Source organism: Mycolicibacterium canariasense, assembly GCF_002101555.1.
Classification (GTDB): domain Bacteria; phylum Actinomycetota; class Actinomycetes; order Mycobacteriales; family Mycobacteriaceae; genus Mycobacterium; species Mycobacterium canariasense.
On record NZ_LQOL01000083.1, the window covers coordinates 1 to 20,970 of the forward strand.

20 protein-coding genes and 1 pseudogene are annotated in these 20,970 nt (G+C 70.4%); 11 read left to right on the forward strand and 10 right to left on the reverse strand.

Annotated elements, in window-relative coordinates:
* The 3 genes and pseudogenes from AWB94_RS29310 to ctaC all read right to left on the reverse strand — a co-directional run.
* Window positions 1–394: pseudogene (locus AWB94_RS29310) on the reverse strand (hypothetical protein); the annotation flags it as partial.
* Window positions 395–520: 126 nt separating this feature from the next.
* Window positions 521–940, reverse strand: a complete 420-nt coding sequence (locus tag AWB94_RS29315; protein WP_024454298.1) for a cytochrome c oxidase subunit 4 — start codon at window positions 938–940, stop codon at window positions 521–523.
* Window positions 941–949: 9 nt separating this feature from the next.
* Window positions 950–2,074, reverse strand: a complete 1,125-nt coding sequence (gene ctaC, locus AWB94_RS29320; RefSeq protein ID WP_409365948.1) for an aa3-type cytochrome oxidase subunit II — start codon at window positions 2,072–2,074, stop codon at window positions 950–952.
* A gap of 57 nt (window positions 2,075–2,131) precedes the next feature.
* On the opposite strand from ctaC, the gene asnB reads away from it, so the two are divergent.
* Complete coding sequence (asnB, locus tag AWB94_RS29325) at window positions 2,132–4,063, forward strand: asparagine synthase (glutamine-hydrolyzing) (protein ID WP_062654627.1); 1,932 nt, start codon at window positions 2,132–2,134, stop codon at window positions 4,061–4,063.
* 76 nt (window positions 4,064–4,139) lie between these two features.
* On the opposite strand, the gene AWB94_RS29330 is transcribed toward asnB, so the two are convergent.
* Window positions 4,140–5,114, reverse strand: a complete 975-nt coding sequence (locus AWB94_RS29330; protein ID WP_062654707.1) for a carbohydrate kinase family protein — start codon at window positions 5,112–5,114, stop codon at window positions 4,140–4,142.
* Between the two features lie 148 nt (window positions 5,115–5,262).
* On the opposite strand from AWB94_RS29330, the gene AWB94_RS29335 reads away from it, so the two are divergent.
* On the forward strand, window positions 5,263–5,856 hold the full coding sequence (locus AWB94_RS29335) for an Rv0361 family membrane protein (protein ID WP_062654626.1): 594 nt from the start codon (window positions 5,263–5,265) through the stop codon (window positions 5,854–5,856).
* On the opposite strand, the gene AWB94_RS29340 is transcribed toward AWB94_RS29335, so the two are convergent.
* The gene (locus AWB94_RS29340; protein WP_062654625.1) at window positions 5,849–6,205 is read right to left on the reverse strand and encodes a HesB/IscA family protein; all 357 of its coding nucleotides are present in this window, start codon (window positions 6,203–6,205) and stop codon (window positions 5,849–5,851) included. The two genes, AWB94_RS29335 and AWB94_RS29340, sit on opposite strands and share 8 nt — an antisense overlap.
* Before the next feature lie 74 nt (window positions 6,206–6,279).
* Window positions 6,280–7,341 carry a glycerate kinase family protein gene (locus AWB94_RS29345; protein WP_062654624.1) on the reverse strand — a complete coding sequence of 354 codons (1,062 nt, stop codon included), beginning with the start codon at window positions 7,339–7,341 and terminating at the stop codon, window positions 6,280–6,282.
* A gap of 70 nt (window positions 7,342–7,411) precedes the next feature.
* Between AWB94_RS29345 and AWB94_RS29350 the strand changes: the two genes are divergently transcribed.
* The 6 genes from AWB94_RS29350 (at window position 7,412) to AWB94_RS29375 (ending at window position 13,004) form a co-directional block, all read left to right on the forward strand.
* Window positions 7,412–8,086 carry a DUF3043 domain-containing protein gene (locus AWB94_RS29350; protein WP_062654706.1) on the forward strand — a complete coding sequence of 225 codons (675 nt, stop codon included), beginning with the start codon at window positions 7,412–7,414 and terminating at the stop codon, window positions 8,084–8,086.
* Window positions 8,087–8,091: 5 nt separating this feature from the next.
* A complete protein-coding gene (locus tag AWB94_RS29355; RefSeq protein WP_062654623.1) occupies window positions 8,092–8,625 on the forward strand; it encodes a bifunctional adenosylcobinamide kinase/adenosylcobinamide-phosphate guanylyltransferase in 534 nt (177 codons plus the stop codon).
* Window positions 8,622–9,662, forward strand: coding sequence for a nicotinate-nucleotide--dimethylbenzimidazole phosphoribosyltransferase (gene cobT, locus AWB94_RS29360; RefSeq protein ID WP_062654622.1), 1,041 nt, complete (start codon window positions 8,622–8,624; stop codon window positions 9,660–9,662). Before AWB94_RS29355 ends, cobT begins: the two co-directional genes overlap by 4 nt.
* Complete coding sequence (locus AWB94_RS29365) at window positions 9,659–10,381, forward strand: adenosylcobinamide-GDP ribazoletransferase (RefSeq protein ID WP_062654621.1); 723 nt, start codon at window positions 9,659–9,661, stop codon at window positions 10,379–10,381. Before cobT ends, AWB94_RS29365 begins: the two co-directional genes overlap by 4 nt.
* A complete protein-coding gene (locus AWB94_RS29370) occupies window positions 10,378–11,778 on the forward strand; it encodes a protein adenylyltransferase SelO (RefSeq protein WP_062654620.1) in 1,401 nt (466 codons plus the stop codon). The genes AWB94_RS29365 and AWB94_RS29370 overlap by 4 nt, the downstream gene beginning before the upstream one ends.
* A gap of 65 nt (window positions 11,779–11,843) precedes the next feature.
* Window positions 11,844–13,004, forward strand: coding sequence for a zinc-binding dehydrogenase (locus AWB94_RS29375; RefSeq protein ID WP_062654705.1), 1,161 nt, complete (start codon window positions 11,844–11,846; stop codon window positions 13,002–13,004).
* Here AWB94_RS29375 and AWB94_RS29380 read toward each other — a convergent pair.
* Window positions 13,001–14,107 (reverse strand): branched-chain amino acid aminotransferase, encoded by a 1,107-nt coding sequence (locus AWB94_RS29380; RefSeq protein ID WP_062654619.1) that lies wholly within the window; start codon window positions 14,105–14,107, stop codon window positions 13,001–13,003. The genes AWB94_RS29375 and AWB94_RS29380 overlap by 4 nt on opposite strands.
* 52 nt (window positions 14,108–14,159) lie before the next feature.
* Window positions 14,160–15,275, reverse strand: coding sequence for a glycine cleavage system aminomethyltransferase GcvT (gcvT, locus tag AWB94_RS29385; protein ID WP_062654618.1), 1,116 nt, complete (start codon window positions 15,273–15,275; stop codon window positions 14,160–14,162).
* 41 nt (window positions 15,276–15,316) lie between these two features.
* On the opposite strand from gcvT, the gene AWB94_RS29390 reads away from it, so the two are divergent.
* Window positions 15,317–16,399, forward strand: coding sequence for an adenylate/guanylate cyclase domain-containing protein (locus AWB94_RS29390; RefSeq protein WP_062654617.1), 1,083 nt, complete (start codon window positions 15,317–15,319; stop codon window positions 16,397–16,399).
* A 10-nt stretch (window positions 16,400–16,409) separates the two neighbouring features.
* On the forward strand, window positions 16,410–17,954 hold the full coding sequence (locus tag AWB94_RS29395; protein WP_062654704.1) for a leucyl aminopeptidase: 1,545 nt from the start codon (window positions 16,410–16,412) through the stop codon (window positions 17,952–17,954).
* Here the strand turns inward: AWB94_RS29395 and AWB94_RS29400 are convergent.
* Together AWB94_RS29400 and AWB94_RS29405 are read right to left on the reverse strand one after the other, a co-directional pair.
* Entirely contained in the window at window positions 17,951–19,723 is a 1,773-nt protein-coding gene (locus tag AWB94_RS29400; protein ID WP_062654616.1) for an SDR family oxidoreductase, read from the reverse strand. The two genes, AWB94_RS29395 and AWB94_RS29400, sit on opposite strands and share 4 nt — an antisense overlap.
* Window positions 19,716–20,054, reverse strand: coding sequence for a hypothetical protein (locus tag AWB94_RS29405; protein WP_062654615.1), 339 nt, complete (start codon window positions 20,052–20,054; stop codon window positions 19,716–19,718). Before AWB94_RS29405 ends, AWB94_RS29400 begins: the two co-directional genes overlap by 8 nt.
* A gap of 146 nt (window positions 20,055–20,200) precedes the next feature.
* Here AWB94_RS29405 and AWB94_RS29410 point away from each other — a divergent pair.
* The coding region (locus tag AWB94_RS29410; RefSeq protein ID WP_337350468.1) for a biotin/lipoyl-containing protein at window positions 20,201–20,970 on the forward strand (770 nt) is incomplete at its 3' end.

Here is a 20,970-nt window from a genome sequence, read left to right on the forward strand (position 1 = left end):
GCTCCGGGCTCGGCGGCGGGGGCGGCGGTGTGGTGGTGATCTCGTCCTGCACCGGCGGCGCCGACGTGGTGGTGCTCGTCGCCGGGGTGGCCAGGTTGGTGTTGTCGGTGCGGGTCACCAGAACCGCGACGGAGGCGACCAGCGCGACGGCCGCGATGATGGCGACGACGCCGACGACCCAGGGCCAGCGCGGCGGGGCGTCGGGGGTGTCGTCGACCGCGGGATCGTAGCTGTCGTAGTCGTAGAGCGCCGGATCCGGCGGAACGTACGGTGCGCTGACGAACTGTTCGGATTCCGGTGCGGAATACGCCCGCGAATGGATCTCCGTCTCACCGGTGCTCGGTGCCGGCTCGTCGCCCGCACCGGGTTTGTCCGGTCCTGAAGGCCCGCTCATCTCCAACTAACCCTCGGCCTATCCGTCTCGAATGCTGCCTCGGCAACACTACCCAACCAGGTGCGCGAGTGGATCAGGCGACGCGGCACGTCAGAGAACTGACGCATGGTTGTGACCTGGGTGGGATCAGTGCTTCTCGGGGCCGATGTAGTACTCGAAGACCAGGCCGCCGGCGGTGAACAGCACGAAGCAGATACCGGCCACGATCAGCCACGGCAACCAGAGCGCGGCACCGACGGCCGCCGTCGAGAAGGACAGCGCGATGAGCACCGGCCACCAGCTGTGCGGGCTGAAGAAGCCCAGTTCGCCGGCGCCGTCACTGATCTCGGCGTCCTCGTAGTCCTCGGGCCGGGTGTCCAGGCGCCGGGCGACGAACCGGAAGAAGGTACCGGTGATCAGGGTCAGACCGGTGGTCAGCACCAGCGCCACCGTGCCCGCCCACTCGATGCCGCCGGTGGCGAACAGCGCGGTGAGCACGCCGTACACCACCGCGGCCAGGGCGAAGAAGGCCGTCAGGAACTCGAACAACCGCGCTTCGATATGCATGAGTGGTCCTTACTTGCTCGCCTGGACGGGCGGCACGCCGACCTGCTCGCCGCGCCGGGTGTCGAACGGATGCGTGGTGACCGCCAGCGGATCCTGGTTGATCGCCTGCAGCGCTTCGGCATTGGTCTTACCGGCGATGCGCTGCTGCAGGTAGGCCTTGAAGTCGTTGGGCTCCACGACGCGGACCTCGAAGTTCATCATCGAGTGGTAGGTGCCGCACATCTCGGTGCAGCGGCCGACGAACGCGCCGGTCTCCTGGATCTCACTGACCTGGAAGACGTTGTCGGAGTTGTTCGCCTTCGGGTCGGGCATCACGTCGCGCTTGAACAGGAACTCCGGCACCCAGAACCCGTGGATCACGTCGGCCGAGGCGATCTGGAATTCGATGCGCTTGCCCTTGGGCAGCACCAGGATCGGAATCTCGGTGGACGTGCCGAGGGTCTCCACCTTGTCGAAGTTCAGGTAGGTACGGTCCTCGGGGTTGAGGCCGCGGATGGCGCCGACGCGCTCTTCACCGTGTTCGTCCACGCCCTCGGGCTTGGACGTCATGGCGGCCTTCTTCTCGGGGTCCGCGCCGTCGTAGCTGAAGGTGCCGTCGCCGAAGGCGATCTTCTGGTAGCCGAACTTCCAGTTCCACTGGAAGGCGGTGACGTCGATGACGACCTCGGGGTTGGGGTCCTTGTGCAGCATGCGCTCCTGGACCACGACGGTGAAGTAGAACAGCACCGAGATGATGAGGAAAGGCACCACGGTCAGCACCAGTTCCAGCGGCATGTTGTAGCCGAACTGACGCGGCAGCTCGGTGTCGGTGGCCTTCTTCCGGTGGAAGGCGCTGGCCCAGAAGATGAGCGCCCACACGATGGCGCCGACGACGAACGAGGCGATCACCGACCACACCCACAGGTCGCGGTTGAGCTTGCCTTCTGGCGTGATTCCGGTGGGCCAGCCGAGGCCGAACACCTCCTGCCAACTGCACCCGCTGAGCAGGACCGTCAGCCCGCCCAAGACCAGTGACAACGCCACCAACTTGTACCCGCGAGCGGTCACGTTGGCGCCTCCTATAGAAGTCGGTGGACCGCCGTGCGGTCGGTCGGCTCTGTATGTACTACGCAGCGTAGACCACCGGTGTGCCAACCCGCGAAGCGACCTGCCAACTCGGGCTTGACCCAGGTTGTTCGGCATACTGGCCCGGTGTGCGGACTGCTGGCCTACCTGACTGACCCGTCCGTCGAGATCTCCCCGGCACTGGTCGACGCGGTGTCCGGAGCCTCGCATCTGATGCGCCACCGGGGTCCCGACGAACCGGGCACCTGGTCCGACGACGACGTGGTGCTCGGCTTCAACCGGCTGTCGATCATCGACATCGCCCACAGCCACCAACCGCTGCGCTGGGGACCCGAGGACGCCCCGCAGCGCTACGCGTTGGTGTTCAACGGCGAGATCTACAACTACCTCGAGTTGAGGGAAGCCCTGCGTTCCGAGCACGGCGCGGTGTTCCACACCGAGGGTGACGGTGAGGCGATCGTCGCCGGTTTCCACTACTGGGGCACCGATGTGCTGTCCCGGCTGCGCGGCATGTTCGCCTTCGCGCTGTGGGACACCCAGACCCGCGAGTTGATCTGCGCACGCGACCCGTTCGGGATCAAACCGCTGTACCTGGCCAGCGGCCCGGGCGGCACCGTGCTGGGCAGCGAGAAGAAATGCCTGGTCGAGCTGGCGCCGACGGCGGGTCTGGACCTCGACATCGACGAGCGCGCGGTGCAGCACTACACGGTGCTGCAGTACGTGCCCGAACCCGAGACGTTGCAGCGCGGGGTGCGCCGGCTGGAATCGGGCAGCTATGCTCGGATCCGGCCGGGAGCCGCCCCGGAGATCACCCGGTATTTCGTCCCGCGGTTCGCCGCGGTGCCGTTCATCCCGAACGAGGAGCAGGCCCGCTACGACGAGATCACCGCGGTGCTGGAGGACTCCGTCGCCAAGCACATGCGCGCCGACGTCACCGTCGGGGCGTTCCTGTCCGGCGGTATCGATTCGACGGCGATCGCCGCGCTGGCGATGCGGCACAACCCGCGGCTGATCACCTTCACCACCGGATTCGAGCGGGAGGGCTTCTCCGAGGTCGACGTCGCCGTTGCCTCCGCCGAGGCCATCGGGGCGCGGCACGTGACCAAGGTGGTCAGCCAGGAGGAGTTCGTCGCCGCGCTGCCCGAGATCGTCTGGTATCTCGACGAACCGGTGGCCGACCCGGCGCTGGTGCCGCTGTTCTTCATCGCCCGCGAGGCGCGCAAACACGTCAAGGTGGTGCTGTCCGGCGAGGGCGCCGACGAACTCTTCGGCGGCTACACGATCTACCGGGAGCCGTTGTCGCTCAAGCCTTTCGACTATCTGCCGCGGCCGGTGCGGCGCTCGCTGGGCAAGGCCGCCAAACCGCTGCCCGAAGGCATGCGCGGCAAGAGCCTGCTGCACCGCGGGTCGCTGACGCTGGAAGAGCGGTACTACGGCAACGCCCGCAGCTTCTCCGACGACCAGCTGCGCGCGGTGCTGCGCAAGTTCAACCCGGACTGGACGCACACCGATGTGACGGCGGGGCTCTACGCCTCGTCGGCGGGCTGGGATCCGGTGGCGCGCATGCAGCACATCGACCTGTTCACCTGGTTACGCGGCGACATCCTGGTCAAGGCCGACAAGATGACCATGGCCAACTCGCTGGAGTTGCGGGTGCCGTTCCTGGACCCCGAGGTGTTCGCGGTGGCGTCCCGGCTGCCGTACGAGCAGAAGATCACCCGTACCACCACCAAGTACGCGTTGCGCCGCGCGCTGGAACCGATCGTGCCCGCGCATGTGCTGCACCGCGCGAAGCTGGGCTTCCCGGTGCCGATCCGGCACTGGCTGCGGGCCGGCGAACTGCTGGACTGGGCGTATGCGACGGTGGCCGCGTCGGCGACCGGCGACCTGATCGACCTGGGCGCGGTGCGGACCATGCTCGACGAGCACCGCGCCGGTGAAGCCGATCACAGCCGCCGGTTGTGGACGGTGCTGATCTACATGCTCTGGCACGCCATCTTCGTGGAGGGCAGCGTGACACCGCAGATCGCCGAACCGACCTACCCCGTCCAGCTCTGACCCCTTCCCGCCCAATTGACCAAACGGGCGCGAAAGTGCGAGTAATTCGCGCCCGTTCGTCGAATTCGACGTGGGATCAGGCCAACGCCGAGGCAATCTCCGCGGCCGCGTCGGCACCGTAGGCGTCGCCGAGGCGCACCAGCGCGGTCTCGCGGTCCCACGTCCACTCCTGCGGACCGGTGGTCTCCAGCACCAGCACCGCCACCAGCGAGGCCAGCTGAGCCGAGCGCTCCAGGCTCAGCCCGGCCGACCGGCCGGTGAGGAATCCGGCGCGGAAGGCGTCACCGATGCCGGTCGGGTCGGCCTGGTGGGTCTCGGGGACGACGTCGACGTGCACGAAGGTTCCGTCGGAGGACACCAGGTCCACCCCCTTGGCACCCAGTGTGGTGACCCGCAGGCCGATCTGGCTCATCACCTGGGCTTCGCTCAGGCCGGACTTCTGCAGGAGCAGGTCCCACTCGTAGTCGTTGGTGAACAGGTAGGTGGCACCGTCGATCAGGCGGCGGATCTCGTCCCCGTTCAGTCTGGCCAGCTGCTGGCTCGGGTCGGCGGCGAACGCCAGCCCCAGGCTGCGGCACTCCTCGGTGTGGGCGAACATGGCCTCCGGGTCGTTGGCGCCGACGATCACCAATTCCGGTGCGCCCGTTCGTGATACGACATCGGCCAGCTTGATGTTGCGGGCCTCGGACATGGCGCCCGGGTAGAACGAGGCGATCTGGGCCATGTCCTCGTCGGTGGTGCAGACGAACCGGGCGGTGTAGGCCTGATCGGAGATCAGCACGTTGTCACAGTCGACGCCGTGGTCGGTGAGCCACCGCCGGTAGTCGGCGAAGTCCGAGCCGGCCGCACCGACCAGGGCCGCCTTGCCGCCGAGCACGCCGATGGCGAAGGCCATGTTGCCGGCGACCCCGCCGCGGTGGATGACCAGATCGTCGACCAGGAAGCTCAACGACACCTTCTGCAGGTGCTCGGGCAGCAGCTGCCCGGAGAACTTGCCAGGAAACTTCATCAGATGGTCGGTCGCAATGGAACCGGTCACCGCAATGGTCACGACGTCGCCCTTCATTTTCATTAATGAATCTAACTAGCGTACGGGTGCGCCAGGGGCATATCCGTCCCGGTGCGCTAGCCTGCCTGAAAGTCCAATTGACGGTCGTGTTCGACCGGCGAGTCCAAGCCTAGACACCGAAACGTATCGGATGTCCTTTCCGCCTCCGGGCCCACCGCAGCAATTTCCCCCGCACCAGGTCTCCGCCGCCTATCCGGGGATGCTTCCGCCACCGGTGCAGTATCCCAAGCGCAGGCGCTGGCCGCTGGTCGTGGCGATCGCAGCGGTCCTCGCGGTGGTCGCCGCCGTGGCCGGGGTCGCCGTGTTCGCGGGCCGGCAGGAGACCCATCAGCCGATCACCGCGGCGACGGCGAGGCCGGCCATCCAGCAGTTCCTCGACGCGCTGGCCGACGGCGACGAACAGACCATCGCCCGGCACACCCTGTGCGGGCTCTACGACGCGGTGAAGAACCGTGATTCCGACCTGGCGCTGGCCGATATGAGCGGCGACGCGTTCCGTAAGCAGTACAAGCGCGTCGAGGTGACGTCGATCGACAAGATCGTCTACCTGTCACCCAACCAGGCGCAGGTGCTGTTCAGCATGAAAGGGACGCCCGCCCCGTCCGGGCGGATGCCGTCATCGTCGTCCGCGGATGGCGAACGCCAAGCCGTGGCCCAGCTGCTCGCCCAAGACAACCAGGTGCTGGTCTGCAGCTACGTGCAGCGCACCGATCAGATCAATTGAACGAGTCGCCGCAGGCGCACGAACCGGTGGCGTTCGGGTTGTCGATGGTGAAACCCTGCTTCTCGATGGTGTCGACGAAGTCGATGGTGGCGCCCTGCACGTAGGGGGCGCTCATCCGGTCGACGGTCAGCGCCACGCCACCGAAATCGGCGGTCAGATCACCGTCGAGGGTCCGGTCGTCGAAGAACAGGTTGTAACGCAGGCCGGCGCAGCCCCCGGGCTGCACGGCGATGCGCAGCGCCAGGTCGTCGCGACCCTCTTGGTCGAGCAGCGCCTTGGCCTTGGCGGCGGCCGCGTCGGTCAGCACCACACCGTGGGTTTCGATGGTGGTGTCGTCCTGAACAGTCATTGCTTCTCCTGAGTGCTGGTCACGCAATCGCGATCTAGTTCAACGGTACCTTGTCCGGGCGCTATTCCCGACTCTCACGGCCAACCCCGGGCGGTGCGCTCGGCCAATCCGGTCAGCTGGTTGGCGGCATCGGCGATCGCGCGTTGCACGGACCCGGCGTAGTCGGTGATCGAGTGGGCCGCGGTGATACCCGCCGCGGCCAGCGCGTCGGGCCCCAGCGTCACCTGACCCGCCAGCACCAGCACCGGTGTGCCGCGCTGCCGGGCGCCCGCGGCCAGCGCGCTGACCACCTTGCCGTGCAGCGACTGGTCGTCGAACCTGCCCTCGCCGGTGATGACGAGGTCGGCGGCGGCGATATCGTCGGCCAGGTGGGTGTGCTCGGCGATCACGGCGGCCCCGGATTCGCGGCGGCCGCCGAGCGCCAGCAGGGCCGCGCCGATACCGCCGGCCGCGCCGGCGCCCGGTTGCTCGGCGATCCCGGGGCCCAGTTCGGCCGCCCATTCGGTGAGCCGGCGTTCCAGCACCTGCACCGTCTCCGGGTCCGCACCCTTCTGCGGCCCGAACACCGCCGCGGCGCCCATCGGTCCCAGCAGCGGGTGCTCGACGTCGCTGGCGGCGATCAGGTCGACCCCGGCCAGCCGCTCGCGTGCGGCCTCCAAGCCCGACCGATCGTCGTTGCCCGCGTGCGCAGCCAGCGCCTCCACCAGGCCCCGCCCGCCGTCGGTGCAACTGCTGCCGCCCAGCCCGACGGCGATCCGCCGGGCCCCGGCGTCCAGCGCCGCGGCGATCAGCTCGCCGACTCCCCCGCTGTGCGCGGCCAGCGCGGTCCGCGCGGTCGGTGGTCCGTCCAGCAGGGTCAGTCCGCAGGCCTGCGCGCATTCCAGGTAGGCGGTCTCGCCGTCGAGCACCCACTGCGCGGTCACCGTCTCGTCCAGGGGCCCGCTGACCCGGGCGGTCCGCAGGCCACCCAACCTGCTGGCCAGCACCTCCACGAACCCCGGGCCGCCGTCGGACTGCGGGGCCAGGGTGACGCTGTCGCCGCCGCGTGCGCGGCCCCAGCCCGCCGCGATGGCCTCGGCGGCCTGCACCGCGGTCAGGCTGTCACCGAAGCAGTCCGGGGCCACCAGCACATGCATCCGGCCAGCGTAGGTTGTGCAATCCGGAGCCGCATACCGAGGAATACCGCAGCGGACGTACCCTGTGGGCGTGAATCTGCTGGGCCGCAAGAAGGACAATCCGCAACCCGAGGACGCCGCCGCCTCGGCTCCCGCGTCGGCGACTGCGGCCGGTGACACCGGACTGACCGCCCCCAAGGGCCGGCCCACCCCCAAACGCAGCGAGGCCGCCCGCAGGCGCGGGCCCGTCGCACCCGCGCCGCTGACCAGCGCCGAGGCCCGCAAGCGGCGCAAGGAACTGGCCGCGTCCAAGCCCAAGCTGAGCAGGGAGGAACGCAAGGCCGAGAAGGTGGCCCGGCGCGCCGCGATGACCGAGCGGCGCGAGCGGATGATGGCCGGTGACGACGCCTACCTGCTGCCCCGCGACAAGGGTCCGGTGCGCCGGTACGCCCGCGACATCGTGGACTCCCGCCGCAATCTGCTCGGCCTGTTCATGCCGGTGGCGCTGGCCCTGGTGCTCATCACGCTGGCGGTGCCCGCGGTCGAGGTGCAGCGCTGGGTGTCCTACGGGATGCCGGTGCTGCTGGTGGTGATGGCCATCGACGGTGTGCTGGTGGGCCGCCGGGTGAATCGCATGGTCGACGAGAAGTTCCCGTCGAACACCGAGAGCGGTTTCAAGCTCGGCTTCTACGCCGCCAGCCGCGCCTCACAGCTGCGCCGGATGCGCGCGCCGCGACCGATGGTCAACCGCGGCGACGACGTCTGACACGCGTGCGGGTACTGGTCCTCGGGGGGATCCGTTCGGGCAAATCACACTGGGCCGAGGCCGATATCGCCGCCGATATGAGCACCGCCCCGGTCCGCTACCTGGCCACCGGCAGCACCGACACCGGTGACCCGGACTGGTCCCGGCGCGTCGACGCGCACCGCCGGCGCCGGCCCGCCCAGTGGTCCACCGTCGAAACCGCCGATGTGGCAGCCGCTCTGCGCGCCGACACCCGCACCGCGACACTGGTCGACGATATCGGCGGCTGGTTGACCGCGGCGATGGACCGGCGGGAGGCCTGGACCGGCGGGTCGGTGCACGCCGACGTCGACGAACTCTGCGCGGCGGTCACAGGATTCGATGGGAAGCTGACGCTGGTGAGCCCCGAGGTGGGGCTCACCGTGGTGCCTGCGACCGCGGGCGGCCGGCTGTTCGCCGATGAACTGGGCGCGCTGAACCAGCGCCTGGCGGCACGGTGCGACCGGGTGGTGCTCGTGGTCGCGGGCCAGCCCCTAGTGGTGAAGGAGACGATCAGGTGACCGCTTTCCCGGAGATCGTCGCACCCGATGCGGACGCACTGCGGGCCGCGCAGGCCCGGCAGAACACGCTGACCAAACCGCCAGGGGCGCTGGGCCGGCTGGAGGACCTGTCGGTGTGGGTGGCGTCGTGTCAGGGGGCCTGCCCGCCGCGGCAGTTCGAGCGCGCCCGGATCGTCGTGTTCGCCGGGGACCACGGGGTCACCGCGTCCGGCGTGTCGGCCTTCCCGCCCGAGGTCACCCCGCAGATGGTCGCCAATTTCGCGGCCGGCGGCGCGGCCATCAACGTCATCGCGGGCGTGGCGGGGGCGTCGGTGCGCGTCGCGGACATCGCCGTGGACGCCGAACCGCTGAGCCCGGCCATCGGGGCGCACAAGGTGCGCCGCAGCAGCGGCAACATCGCGGTCGATGACGCGCTGACCGCCGAGGACACCGCGGCGGCCATCCAGGCCGGCCGCACCATCGCCGACGAGGAGGTCGACGGGGGCGCCGATCTGCTCATCGCGGGTGACATGGGCATCGGAAACACCACCGCGGCAACGACTTTGATCGCCGCGGTGACACGGTCCGAGCCGGTTGTGGTGGCCGGCCGCGGCACCGGCATCGACGACGCCGGCTGGGCCCGCAAGGTGTCGGCCATCCGCGATGCGCTCTACCGGGCCCGCGGCGTCACCGCCGACCCCGAGGCGTTGCTGCGGGTGTGCGGCGGCGCCGACCTCGCCGCGATGGCCGGGTTTCTGGCCCAGGCCGCGGTGCGGCGCACCCCGGTGCTGCTGGACGGCGTGGTGGTGACCGCGGCGGCGCTGATCGCCGACCTGCTGGCCCCCGGCGCGCGGGCCTGGTGGCAGGCCGGGCACCGTTCCACCGAGCCGGCGCACACACTGGCCCTTGACCATCTGGGCCTGGCGCCCATCGTCGACTTGGGCATGCGCTTGGGCGAAGGCACCGGGGCGGCGGTGGCCCTGCCCGTTCTGCGCGCCGCGGTTGCGACGCTGGCATCGATGGCCACTTTCGACGAAGCCCAAGTATCCGGCGCGTGATCCGTTCGCTTGCTTCGGCTTTCGCTTTCGGCACGGTGCTGCCGCTACGGGTGAGCCACCCGTTCGGCCGGGGCGCGCTGACCGCCCTGCCGGTGGTGGGCGCCGCGCTGGGCGGGCTGGCGGCCCTGACCGCGTGGGGCGCGTCGCAGTGCTACGGCGCCGGGGCGCTGCCCGGGGTGCTCGCGGTGGCCGTGCTCTTGTTGGGCACCCGCGGCCTGCACATCGACGGGCTGTCGGACACCGTCGACGGACTGGGCTGTTACGGCCCGCCCGAGCGCGCGCTGACCGTGATGCGCGGCGGCACCGCGGGCCCGTTCGGGGTGGCGGCCGTGGTGTTGGCAATCGTCTTGCAGGGCTTGGCTTTCGGCGTGGCCGGCGGGGTCGCCGTGGTGATCGCGGTGACGGCCGGGCGGGTGGCCATCGTCATGACCTGCCGGCGCGGGGTGCCCGCCGCGCCGGGCAGCACATTGGGCGCGCTGGTGGCCGGTTCACAGCCGTGGTGGGTGGTGGCGGCCTGGGCGCTGGCCCTGGCCGCGGCCGCGGTGCCGGCCACCCCACTGCCGTGGTTGGGCCCGGTCGCGGTGCTGGCCGCGCTGGCGCTCGCTGCGGCGCTGGTGACCCATTGCGTGCGGCGGTTCGGCGGCATCACCGGTGACGTGCTGGGTGCAGCCTGCGAATTGACCACCACGCTGGTCGCGCTGGGCCTCGCGGCCGCGTGAGTACAGTTGGACCTGTGATTGCGCTGGGTGACCACTTCGCCCGCACGCTGCCGGAACTGTCCATCGCCTGGCAGGCCCAAGTCCCCGACGCCCCGGCACTGCTGGTGCTCAACGAACCGCTGGCCGCCGAACTGGGCCTGGATGCCCAGTGGCTGCGCAGCGACGCCGGACTCGGTTTCCTGACCGGCACCGCGCTGCCCGACGGCGCCGCGCCGGTGGCGCAGGCCTATGCCGGCCATCAATTCGGCGGTCTGGTGCCCCGGCTGGGCGACGGCCGCGCGCTGTTGCTCGGTGAACTGCCCGACGGCCGCGACCTGCACCTCAAGGGATCCGGACGGACCCCGTTCGCCCGTGGCGGTGACGGCCTGGCCGCGGTCGGACCGATGCTGCGCGAGTACGTGATCAGTGAGGCGATGCATGCACTGGGCATCCCCACCACCCGCGCTCTGGCGGTGGTGGCCACCGGGACGACCGTGCACCGGGAGACCCCACAACCCGGCGCGGTGCTGGCCCGGGTGGCCGGCAGTCATCTGCGGGTCGGCAGTTTCCAGTACGCGGCGCTGAGCGGTGACGGTGAGCTGGTGCGGCGGCTGGCCGACTACGCCATCACCCGCCACCACCCGCAGGCGGCCGCCGCCGCCAACCCGTACCTGGCGCTGCTGGACGCGGTGATCGCCGTGCAGGCGGCGCTGATCGCGCAGTGGATGGCGGTCGGGTTCATCCACGGCGTGATGAACACCGACAACATGACCATCTCCGGCGAGACCATCGACTACGGGCCGTGCGCGTTCATGGAGTCCTACGACCCGGCGACGGTCTTCAGCTCGATCGACAGCTTGGGCCGCTACGCCTACGGCAACCAGCCTGCGGTGGCCGCCTGGAACCTGGCCCGATTCGCCGAGACGCTGCTGCCGCTCATCGACCCCGACACCGACCGCGCGATCGCCACAGCCACCGATGCGCTGGGCGCCTTCAAACAGCACTACGAGCGCGAGTTCGACGCCCGGATGAGCGCCAAACTCGGTGTCGCACAGACAGACCCGCAACTCATCGCCGATCTGCTGGACCTGCTGGGGCAGCACCGCCCGGATTTCACCTCGTTCTTCCGCGGGCTGAGCCGCGGCACGGTCCCCGACGGGTTCGGCGACTGGGCCCGCCGGTGGCGGGAACTGGGCCCGGACACCGCGGCGATGGACCGGGTCAACCCGGTCTACATCCCGCGCAACCACCTGGTCGAAGAGGCGCTGGCCGCGGCCACCGCCGGGGATCCCGGGCCGGTGCGGGACCTGGTGGCCGCCGTGCGGCAGCCGTTCACCGAGCGCCCCGGCCTGAGTCGCTACGCCGAGCCGGCCCCGGCCGAATTCGCCGCGGGCTACCGGACGTTCTGCGGCACCTGACCTGCCCGGAACCGGCGGTACCGCATAATGCAGGGATGACCACCACCGGGACGACCTCGCCCACCATGCGCGCCGTGACCTGCCATGCCGGCACGCTCGACGTCGTCGAGCTGCCGGCCCCGCGGCCGGCCAAGGGCCAACTCGTCATCGACGTCGCCCGGGCCGGAATCTGCGGCTCGGACCTGCACGCCCGCCTGCACGCCGACGAACTCAAGGGCGTGATGGACGAGATCGGGTACCCGGATTTCATCAACAGCGCCGCCACCGTCGTGCTGGGGCACGAGTTCTGCGGCGAGATCGCCGAACGCGGCAAGGGCACCCCGCGGGCGTTGAAGGTCGGCACGCCGGTGGCGGTGTTCCCCATGGTGCGCGCGCACGGCGGGGTGCACATGACGGGGCTGTCGCCGCTGGCGCCCGGCGGATTCGCCGAGCGGACGCTGGCCGAGGCGTCGATGACGTTCCCCGTGCCCAACGGGCTGTCGATGGACATCGCGGCCCTGACCGAACCGATGGCGGTCGCGCTGCACGCCGTACGGCGCAGCGACATCTCCCGCCGCGACACCGCGGTCGTCATCGGCTGCGGCCCATTGGGTCTGGCCGTCATCTGCCACCTCAAGGCCCGGGGCGTCGGCACCGTCGTCGCCAGCGACTTCTCCCCCGGCCGGCGGGCACTGGCCAAACGCTGCGGCGCCGACGTGGTGGTCGACCCGGCGGTCGACTCCCCCTATGACGCGGCCGCAGCCAAGGGCATGATCACCGAGGCACCGGCGCTGTTCGAGCTCGCCGTCGGATCCATGGAGAAACTGCGCAAGGTGCCCGGCTGGGTGCATCTGTACCGCCTGGTCGACTCGCTCGGCGGGGCAAATCCCAAGCGCCCCATCGTATTCGAGTGCGTCGGCGTGCCCGGCATGATCGACGGCGTCATCGCCGCGGCACCGCTGGGCACCCGGGTGGTGGTCGTCGGGCTGTGCATGGGCGAGGACAAGCTGCGCCCGTCGATGGCCATCGGCAAGGAGATCGACCTGCGATTCGTGTTCGGCTACACCCCGCTGGAATTCCGCGACACCCTGCACCTGCTGGCCGACGGCAAGCTCGACGCCGCGCCACTGATCACCGGCACCGTCGGACTCGACGGCGTGGCAACGGCTTTCGACGAACTGGGCGACCCCGAGAAGCACGCCAAGATCCTGGTCGATCCGCGCAGCACCGCCACGGCACCCGTCTAGCCGAGCTTGGCCATCCAGCCGTGGGTATCGGCGAAGGTGCCGCGCTGGATCCCGGTCAGGGTGTCGCGCAACGCCATCGTCACCTCACCGGGTTGTCCGTCGGCGATGGTGAACTCCCCATCGCGGTGCTTGACGTGCGAGACCGGGGTGATCACCGCGGCGGTGCCGCACGCGAACACCTCGGTGATCTCGCCGGCGATGGCCTTCTTCTGCCATTCCTCGACGTCGATCTTGCGCTCCTCGACGGCGAAACCCGCGTCGGTCGCCAGCTGCAGCAACGAATCCCGGGTGATGCCGGGCAGCAGCGAACCGGACAGCTCCGGGGTCACCAGCCGGGCCGTGCCGCCGCTGCCGAACACGAAGAACAGGTTCATCCCGCCCATCTCTTCGACATAGCGGCGTTCGATGGCATCCAGCCACACCACCTGGTCGCAGCCCTGGTCGGCGGCCTGCGCCTGCGCCAGCAGCGACGCCGCGTAGTTACCACCGAACTTCGCGGCGCCGGTGCCGCCCGGCGAAGCGCGCACGTACTCGTGCGACAACCACACGCTGACCGGCTTGATGCCGCCCTTGAAGTACGCGCCGGCCGGTGACCCGATCACCAGGTAGCGGTAGGCGTTGGCGGGCCGCACGCCCAGCCCGGGCTCGGTGGCGATGACGAACGGCCGCAGATACAGCGATTCCTCGCCCCCGGCCGGCGGCACCCACTGGTGGTCGACGGCGATCAGCTGCCGCAGTGATTCCAGGAACGTCTCGGTGGGCAGCTCCGGGATGGCCAGCCGGCGCGCCGAGGCCTGCAGCCGCGCCGCGTTGGCCTCCGGCCGGAACGACACCACCGAGCCGTCGGCCCAGCGGTAGGCCTTGAGGCCTTCGAAGATCTCCTGCGCGTAGTGCAGCACGATCGCCGACGGGTCGAGCTGCAGCGGCCCGTACGGCAGCACCGATGCGTTGTGCCAGCCGTCGGCCACGCTGTAGTCGATGGAGACCATGTGGTCGGTGTGATAGCGGCCGAATCCGGGATCGGCCAGGATGCCGGCCCGTACCTCGTCGCTTGCCGGTGACGTGTTGCGGGCAAGCGTGAATTCGAGGGGACCGTCTGTCATGGTCTGAATTGTATAACCCGGTGGCTAGCCTTTTTCGCCCGCCGACCGCACGTTATCGGGTCCGCGCCGGCACGAACGGCGGCGCGACGACCTCACATTCCAGCGGCCGGCCCCGGACGTCGACGATGACGGTCTGCCCGTCGGCGATCCCGGCCGCGGTGTCGATCAGCGCCAGGGCGATGCCGACCTTGAGGGTGGGCGAGAAGGTGCCCGACGTGGTGACACCGACGGGGACTCCGTCACGGGCCTCATCCCCCGGGGCCAGCACCGTCAGGTCGGCACGCAGCACCCCGCGCCCCAGCGCCTTGAGCCCGCGCAGGGTCCGCCGCGGGCCGGCCTGCTTCTCGGCCAGCAGCGCGTCGCGGCCCCAGAAGGCGTCCTTCTTCCACCCGACCGCCCAGCCGGCCCTGGCCTGCACGGGTGAGATGTCCAGCGACAGCTCGTGGCCGTGCAGCGGGTAGCCCATCTCGGTGCGCAGGGTGTCGCGGGCGCCCAGACCGGCCGGTTCCCCGCCGGCGGCGCGCACCTGCTCCAACAGCGCATCCCACACCACGCCGGCGCGCTCCCATTCGGGCAGCAACTCGTAGCCCTGTTCACCGGTGTAGCCGGTGCGGCAGACCCGGACCGGGACACCGTCGTACTCGGCATCCGCGTAGCCCATGTAATCCATCTCGGTGGGCAGCCCCAGCGCGCCGAGCACGTCGGCGGCCTTGGGGCCCTGCACCGCCAGCACGGCGTAGGACCGGTGCTCGTCGGTGATGGTCAGCCCGGGCGGGGCGTGCCGCTGCAGTTCGGCGACCACGGCCGCGGTGTTGGCCGCGTTGGGCACCAGGAAGATCTCGTCGTCGGCCACGTAATAGGCGATCAGGTCATCGATCACGCCGCCGGATTCGTTGCAGCACAACGTGTATTGCGCCTTACCCGGGCCGATCCTGGTCAGGTCGTTGGTCAGCGCCGAATTGACGTAGGCCGCCGCGCCGGGTCCGCGCACCAGCGCCTTGCCCAAGTGGCTGACGTCGAACAGTCCGACGGTGGCGCGGGTCGCGTTGTGTTCGGCGACGGTGCCCGCGTAGGACACCGGCATCAGCCATCCGCCGAACTCGGCGAAACTGGCGCCGAGCGCGCGGTGGCGATCCTCCAACGGGCCGTGCAGCACTGTCTCACTCACAATCCCCACCCTAGAGGGGATCGCGCTGGCACACTTGCACGGTGGTCGATTTCGACGCGCTCGAGGCAGCGGGAATCGCCGATGCGCGCCGGCGCGCCCCGCTCATCGAATATCTGGCCGGGCTGGGCTTCACCGCCGCCGAGATGGTGGAGGCCGAAGCCAGGGGCCGGCTGTTCGGTTTGGCCGGCGACGTCCTGCAGTGGTCGGGACCGCCCGAATACTGCCTGGGCGACGCCGCCGCCGAGATCGGGGTGCCGCTGGCCGATGTCGAGCACGCCTGGGCGGCCCTGGGCCTGACCGTCACCGACTGCGCGACCAAATCGCTGAGCCGGGCCGATGTCGAGGCCCTGCGCACCTGGGCCGAGATGCGGTTGGTCGTCGGCGATGTCGCCGCCACCGGCTTGCTGCGGGTGATCGGGGCGGGCATGGCGCGCCTCGCCGAGGCGGAGTCCTCGATGATGCGGGCGACTTCGCCGGATGTCCAGATCGAGGTCAGTCACGACGAGTTCGCCACCGCCCGCGCGTATCGGGAGGCGGTCTCCTACCTGCCGCGCATCGGCGCGGCCATCGACGCGGTGCACCGCCAGCATCTGATGAGCGCGCGCACGTATTTCGAGCACGTCGTGCGGGACGGGTCCCCGACGGTGGTGTGCGGCATCGGTTTTGCCGATCTGTCCGGGTTCACCGCCCTGACCCAACTGCTCAGCGCCGCCGAACTGACGGACCTGCTCAACGATTTCGGGGCCACCGCGGCCGATGTCGTGCACGCGGCCAACGGCCGCGTGGTGAAGTTCATCGGCGACGCGGTGATGTGGGTCAGCTCCACCCCGGAGTTGCTGATGGACGCGGCCGTCGCCCTGGTCGGCAACACCAAGGCCCGGGAGGCGGGGCTGCGGGTACGCGCGGGGCTGGGGTATGGCGAGGTGCTGGCGATCAGCGGCGACTACTTCGGCAACCCGGTGAATCTGGCGGCCCGGCTGGTCGCCACCGCGGAGCCGGGCCAGGTCCTGGTGTCGTCCGCGCTGTACGACGAACTGCCCGGGCACGATTTCGCGCCGTCGCGGTCGTTCACGCTGAAAGGTTTCGACGCACCGGTCACGGCGCATCCGCTGCTGTGTCTCTAGGGTGAACACCGTGAGCAGCGCATCCGGATACCAGGCCCCGTCCGTCACCCTCAGCTCGTCCCTGCCCCGCCGGGGCACCGCCGATGCCGTCCTCGTCGTCGGCGTGGTGTCCGGCGACGACGGACCGCGCGTGCTGGGCGAGCACCTCGATACCGCCGCCGTGGCCGCCATCGAGTCGGCGCTGGAGGCCCTCGGCGGCACCGGCGGCGAGGGCCAGCAGCACCGGCTGGTCATCGCCGACCTGCCGGTGGCCAGCGTGCTGACCGTCGGGCTGGGCGAGGACCGCGACGCGTGGCCCGCCGACAGCCTGCGCCGGGCGGCCGGCAACGCGGCCCGCGCCCTGGACAAGGTCGCCACGGTGGTCACCACGCTGACCGCCCTGGACCTGGAGGCGGCGATCGAGGGCCTCATCCTCGGGGCCTACCGGTTCACCGAGTTCCGCAGCGACAAGACCGCGCCCAAGGACAAGGGGCTGACGAAGATCGTCGCGCTGGCGGCCGACACGAAGGCCGCGACGAAGGCCACCGCGCAGCGTGCGGTGGACATCGCCTCGGCCGTCGCGACCGCCCGGGATTTCGTCAACACCCCGCCGAGCCACCTCTTCCCGGCCGAATTCGCCAAGCGCGCAAAGGTTTTGGGCGAGGAGGCCGGCCTGACGGTCGAGGTGCTGGACGACAAGGCGCTGGCCAAGGCCGGCTACGGCGGCATCGTCGGCGTCGGGCAGGGCTCGTCGCGGCTGCCGCGGCTGGTTCGGCTGACGCACAAGGGCGCGGGACGTAAAGGCAAGGCCGGCGGGCAGGAGCGAAGCGACACGGGGATCAAGAAGGTGGCCCTGGTCGGCAAGGGCATCACCTTCGATACCGGCGGCATCTCGATCAAGCCGGCCGCCAACATGCACCACATGACCTCCGATATGGGCGGGGCGGCCGCGGTGATCGCCACCGTGGTGCTGGCCGCCAAGCAGAACCTGCCCATCGACGTCGTCGCCACCGTGCCGATGGCCGAGAACATGCCGTCGGCCACCGCGCAGCGGCCCGGCGACGTGCTGACCCAGTACGGCGGGATCACGGTCGAGGTGCTCAACACCGACGCCGAGGGCCGGCTCATCCTGGCCGACGCCATCGTGCGGGCGTGCGAGGACGATCCCGACTACTTGATCGAGACCTCCACGCTGACCGGCGCGCAGACCGTCGCCCTCGGCGCCCGCACCCCGGGCGTGATGGGCAGCGACGAGTTCCGCGACCGGGTCGCGGCGCTGTCCCAGGAGGTCGGCGAGAACGGGTGGGCCATGCCGTTGCCGGAGGAACTCAAGGACGATCTCAAGTCGACGGTGGCCGACCTGGCCAACGTCAGTGCTTCGCGCTACGCGGGCATGCTGGTGGCGGGCACCTATCTGCGCGAGTTCGTCGCCGAGGGTGTCGAGTGGGCGCACATCGACATCGCCGCGCCCGCGTACAACACCGGTGGCCCGTGGGGCTACACCCCCAAGGGCGGGACCGGGGTGCCGACCAGGACGATGTTCGCCGTCCTGGAAGACATCGCCCGCAACGGTTAGAGCAGTCGACCCCGGGCGGCGCGGCGGAGTACCGCCGGCGCCACCCGGGCCAGGCCGTACGCCAGATGCGCTTCGGCGGTCACCGGTGCGACCGCCTTGCCGCTGCGCACCGCGGCGACGATCGCCCGCGCCACCTTCTCCGGGCCGTAGCCGCGCGCGGCGAAGGCCCTCTTGGCCTGCGCCCGTTTGACCTCGAGCTCCCGACGCTTGGCGGCGGGCACGTCGAAGTGGGTGCGGTCCACGATGCCGGTCTTCACGACGCCGGGGCACAGGGTCGTCACACCGATTGCGGCGGAACTCAATTCGGCGCGCAGGCAGTCGGAGAACATGAACACCGCGGCCTTGCTGGTGGCGTAGGCGTTCACGGCGGCGATCGGAGTGAAGGCCGCCATCGAGGCGACGTTGACGACGTGGCCGCCGGTACCCCGTGCGACCATCGCGGGCGTGAACGCCCTGCAGCAGTTCACGACGCCGCCGAAATTGATGTCCAGCACCCGGTCGTACCGGTCGGCCGGGGTGTCCAGGAAATAGCCGCCGTGCCCGATGCCTGCGTTGTTCACCAGGATGTCGGGGACGCCGTGCGCGTCGCACACCGTCTGGGCGAAGCGCGCCACCGCGTCGGCATCGGCGACGTCCAGCTGGTAGGCGTGCGCCGTCCCGCCGGCGGCGGCGATCAACCGCGCGGTCTGTTCGGCCCCGGCCTGGTCGATATCGCTGACCACCAATTCGGCTCCCTGCGAAGCGAATTCCAGCGCGGTGGCCCGGCCGATCCCGTCACCGGCCCCGGTCACCGACACCAACGTGTGGGCAAACGGTGGCCGGCTGCCGCCGACTCGGGCCCTGGCCAGCTCGCGGGCCGCGGGGTGCCCGTCGAGGTGGTCGACGAGTTCGGTGACCGCCCTGGCCACGACGTGAGGGTGCGACATCGGGGCCCAGTGCCCGGCCTTGAGGTCGCGCCGCCACAGCGTCGGCACCCATTGGGCCACGGCGTCGAACACGTAGGGCCGCACGAACGGGTCGTCGGTGTTGACGATCAGCTGCACCGGCACCCCGACGTAATGGTCGGTGCGGCCCGAGGACAGGCCGCGGAAGTAGTTGGCCGGGTACACCTTCATGCTGCGGGCGGCGTCGCGCGCGAAACCGTCGCCGTGGTGGATCGACTCGGGCGCCATACCGTCGCGCAGCAGCTGGCGCCGCATGGCGCCGCGTGCGAACGCGAACCGGATGGCCGCCGGGGCGAGCACCGGGATGGAGAACGCGCCCATGTACGCCAGCCGGGCCAGACCGTCGAGGGCCCTGGCGAAGGTTTTGGGCCGGTACGGCCGTTTCAGGCTGGTCACGGCGAACCGGTTGAGGTGGTCGGCGCTCGGCCCGGACACCGAGGTGAAAGACGCCACCCGCGTTGCGGATTCGGGGCGGGCGAGGTATTCCCACACCCCCACCGAACCCCAGTCATGGGCCAGCACGTGCACGGCGGTGCCGGGGCTGACCGCCGCGATGACGGCGGCGAAGTCGTCGGCGTAATGGGCCATGGTGTACGCCGAAACGGGTGCGGGGGCATCGGATCCGCCGACCCCGCGGTTGTCGTAGCGGATCACCCGGAACCGGTCGGTGAGCAGCGGTACGACGCCGTCCCACAGCACATGCGAGTCGGGCCAGCCGTGCACCAGCACGACGGTGGGGCCGGCGGGGTTGCCCTCCTCGTACACCGCGATGCCGGTGCCGTCGGCACTGTGCACGCGATGCCGGTGCGCGGGCGCCTCACTCATCGAGTTCACTGCGCAGCGCCCGCTGCCGTTCGATGCGACGGCGGGCGTCGTAGTCGCGCATGCGTTGCGGATAACCGACCTTCTGCACGTCGTAGACCGGGATGTCGAGCTGGCGACTCAACCGCCGGGCCCCGGCATCGCCGCCCGTACGGCGGCGGGTCCACTCGCCGTCGGCGGCCACGAGCACCACGGTCACATCGGTGACGGTGGTCTTGGGTTCGACGAACGCCTCGACGCCGTGATGCGTGGCTACCCACTGCCGCAGGTAATCCAGGTCGGCGGCGGTCTGCGACCCGCCACCCGAGCCACGCCATCTATCGAAAAGTCCCACGTGGCGTAACTCCTTTCTTTGTCACCTTCGATGGTGCCAGAGCGACGAGTCCGGACGTCTGCGACGACCGAGTGGTGCGGACATGACAGGATGGGTCCTGCATCGCATTCCCCCCGTGACGACGACTGCTCGAGGAGTCAAAACCCATGGCCATCTCCGTCCAGATGCCCGCACTCGGTGAGAGCGTGACCGAAGGGACCGTCACGCGGTGGCTCAAACAAGAAGGGGACACCGTCGAGGTCGACGAGCCGCTGCTGGAGGTTTCCACCGACAAGGTGGACACCGAGATCCCGGCGCCGGCCTCGGGCGTGCTGACGAAGATCATCGCCGCGGAGGACGACGTCGTCGAGGTCGGTGGCGACCTGGCGCTGATCGGTGAGGCCGGTGAGTCCGTCCCGGCCGGCGATACCGCACCCGCCGAGGAGGCCCAGCCGGAGCCCGAGCCGGCTGCCGAGCAGGCCCAACCGGAACCCGAACCCGAACCTGCCGCACCCGCCGAATCCGCGCCCGCCGCGAGCGGCGAATCCGCGCCCGCCGCGAGCGGCGAATCCACGTCCGTGAAGATGCCCGAGCTCGGCGAGAGCGTCACCGAGGGCACCGTCACCCGGTGGCTGAAGAAGGTCGGCGACACCGTCGCGGTCGACGAGCCGCTGGTCGAGGTGTCCACCGACAAGGTCGACACCGAGATCCCGTCCCCGGTGGCCGGCGTGCTGGTGGCCATCACCGCCGAGGAGGACGACGTGGTGGCCGTCGGCGGCGAGCTGGCCAAGATCGGCGCCGAAGGGTCCGCACCCGCCGCCGCTCCCGCGCCCGCAGCACCGGCCCCCGAGCCCAAGCCGGAACCGAAGCCCGAGCCGGCCCCGGAGCCCAAGCCCGAGCCGGCCGCCGCCACCCCGCCGCCGGTTCCGTCGCGGCC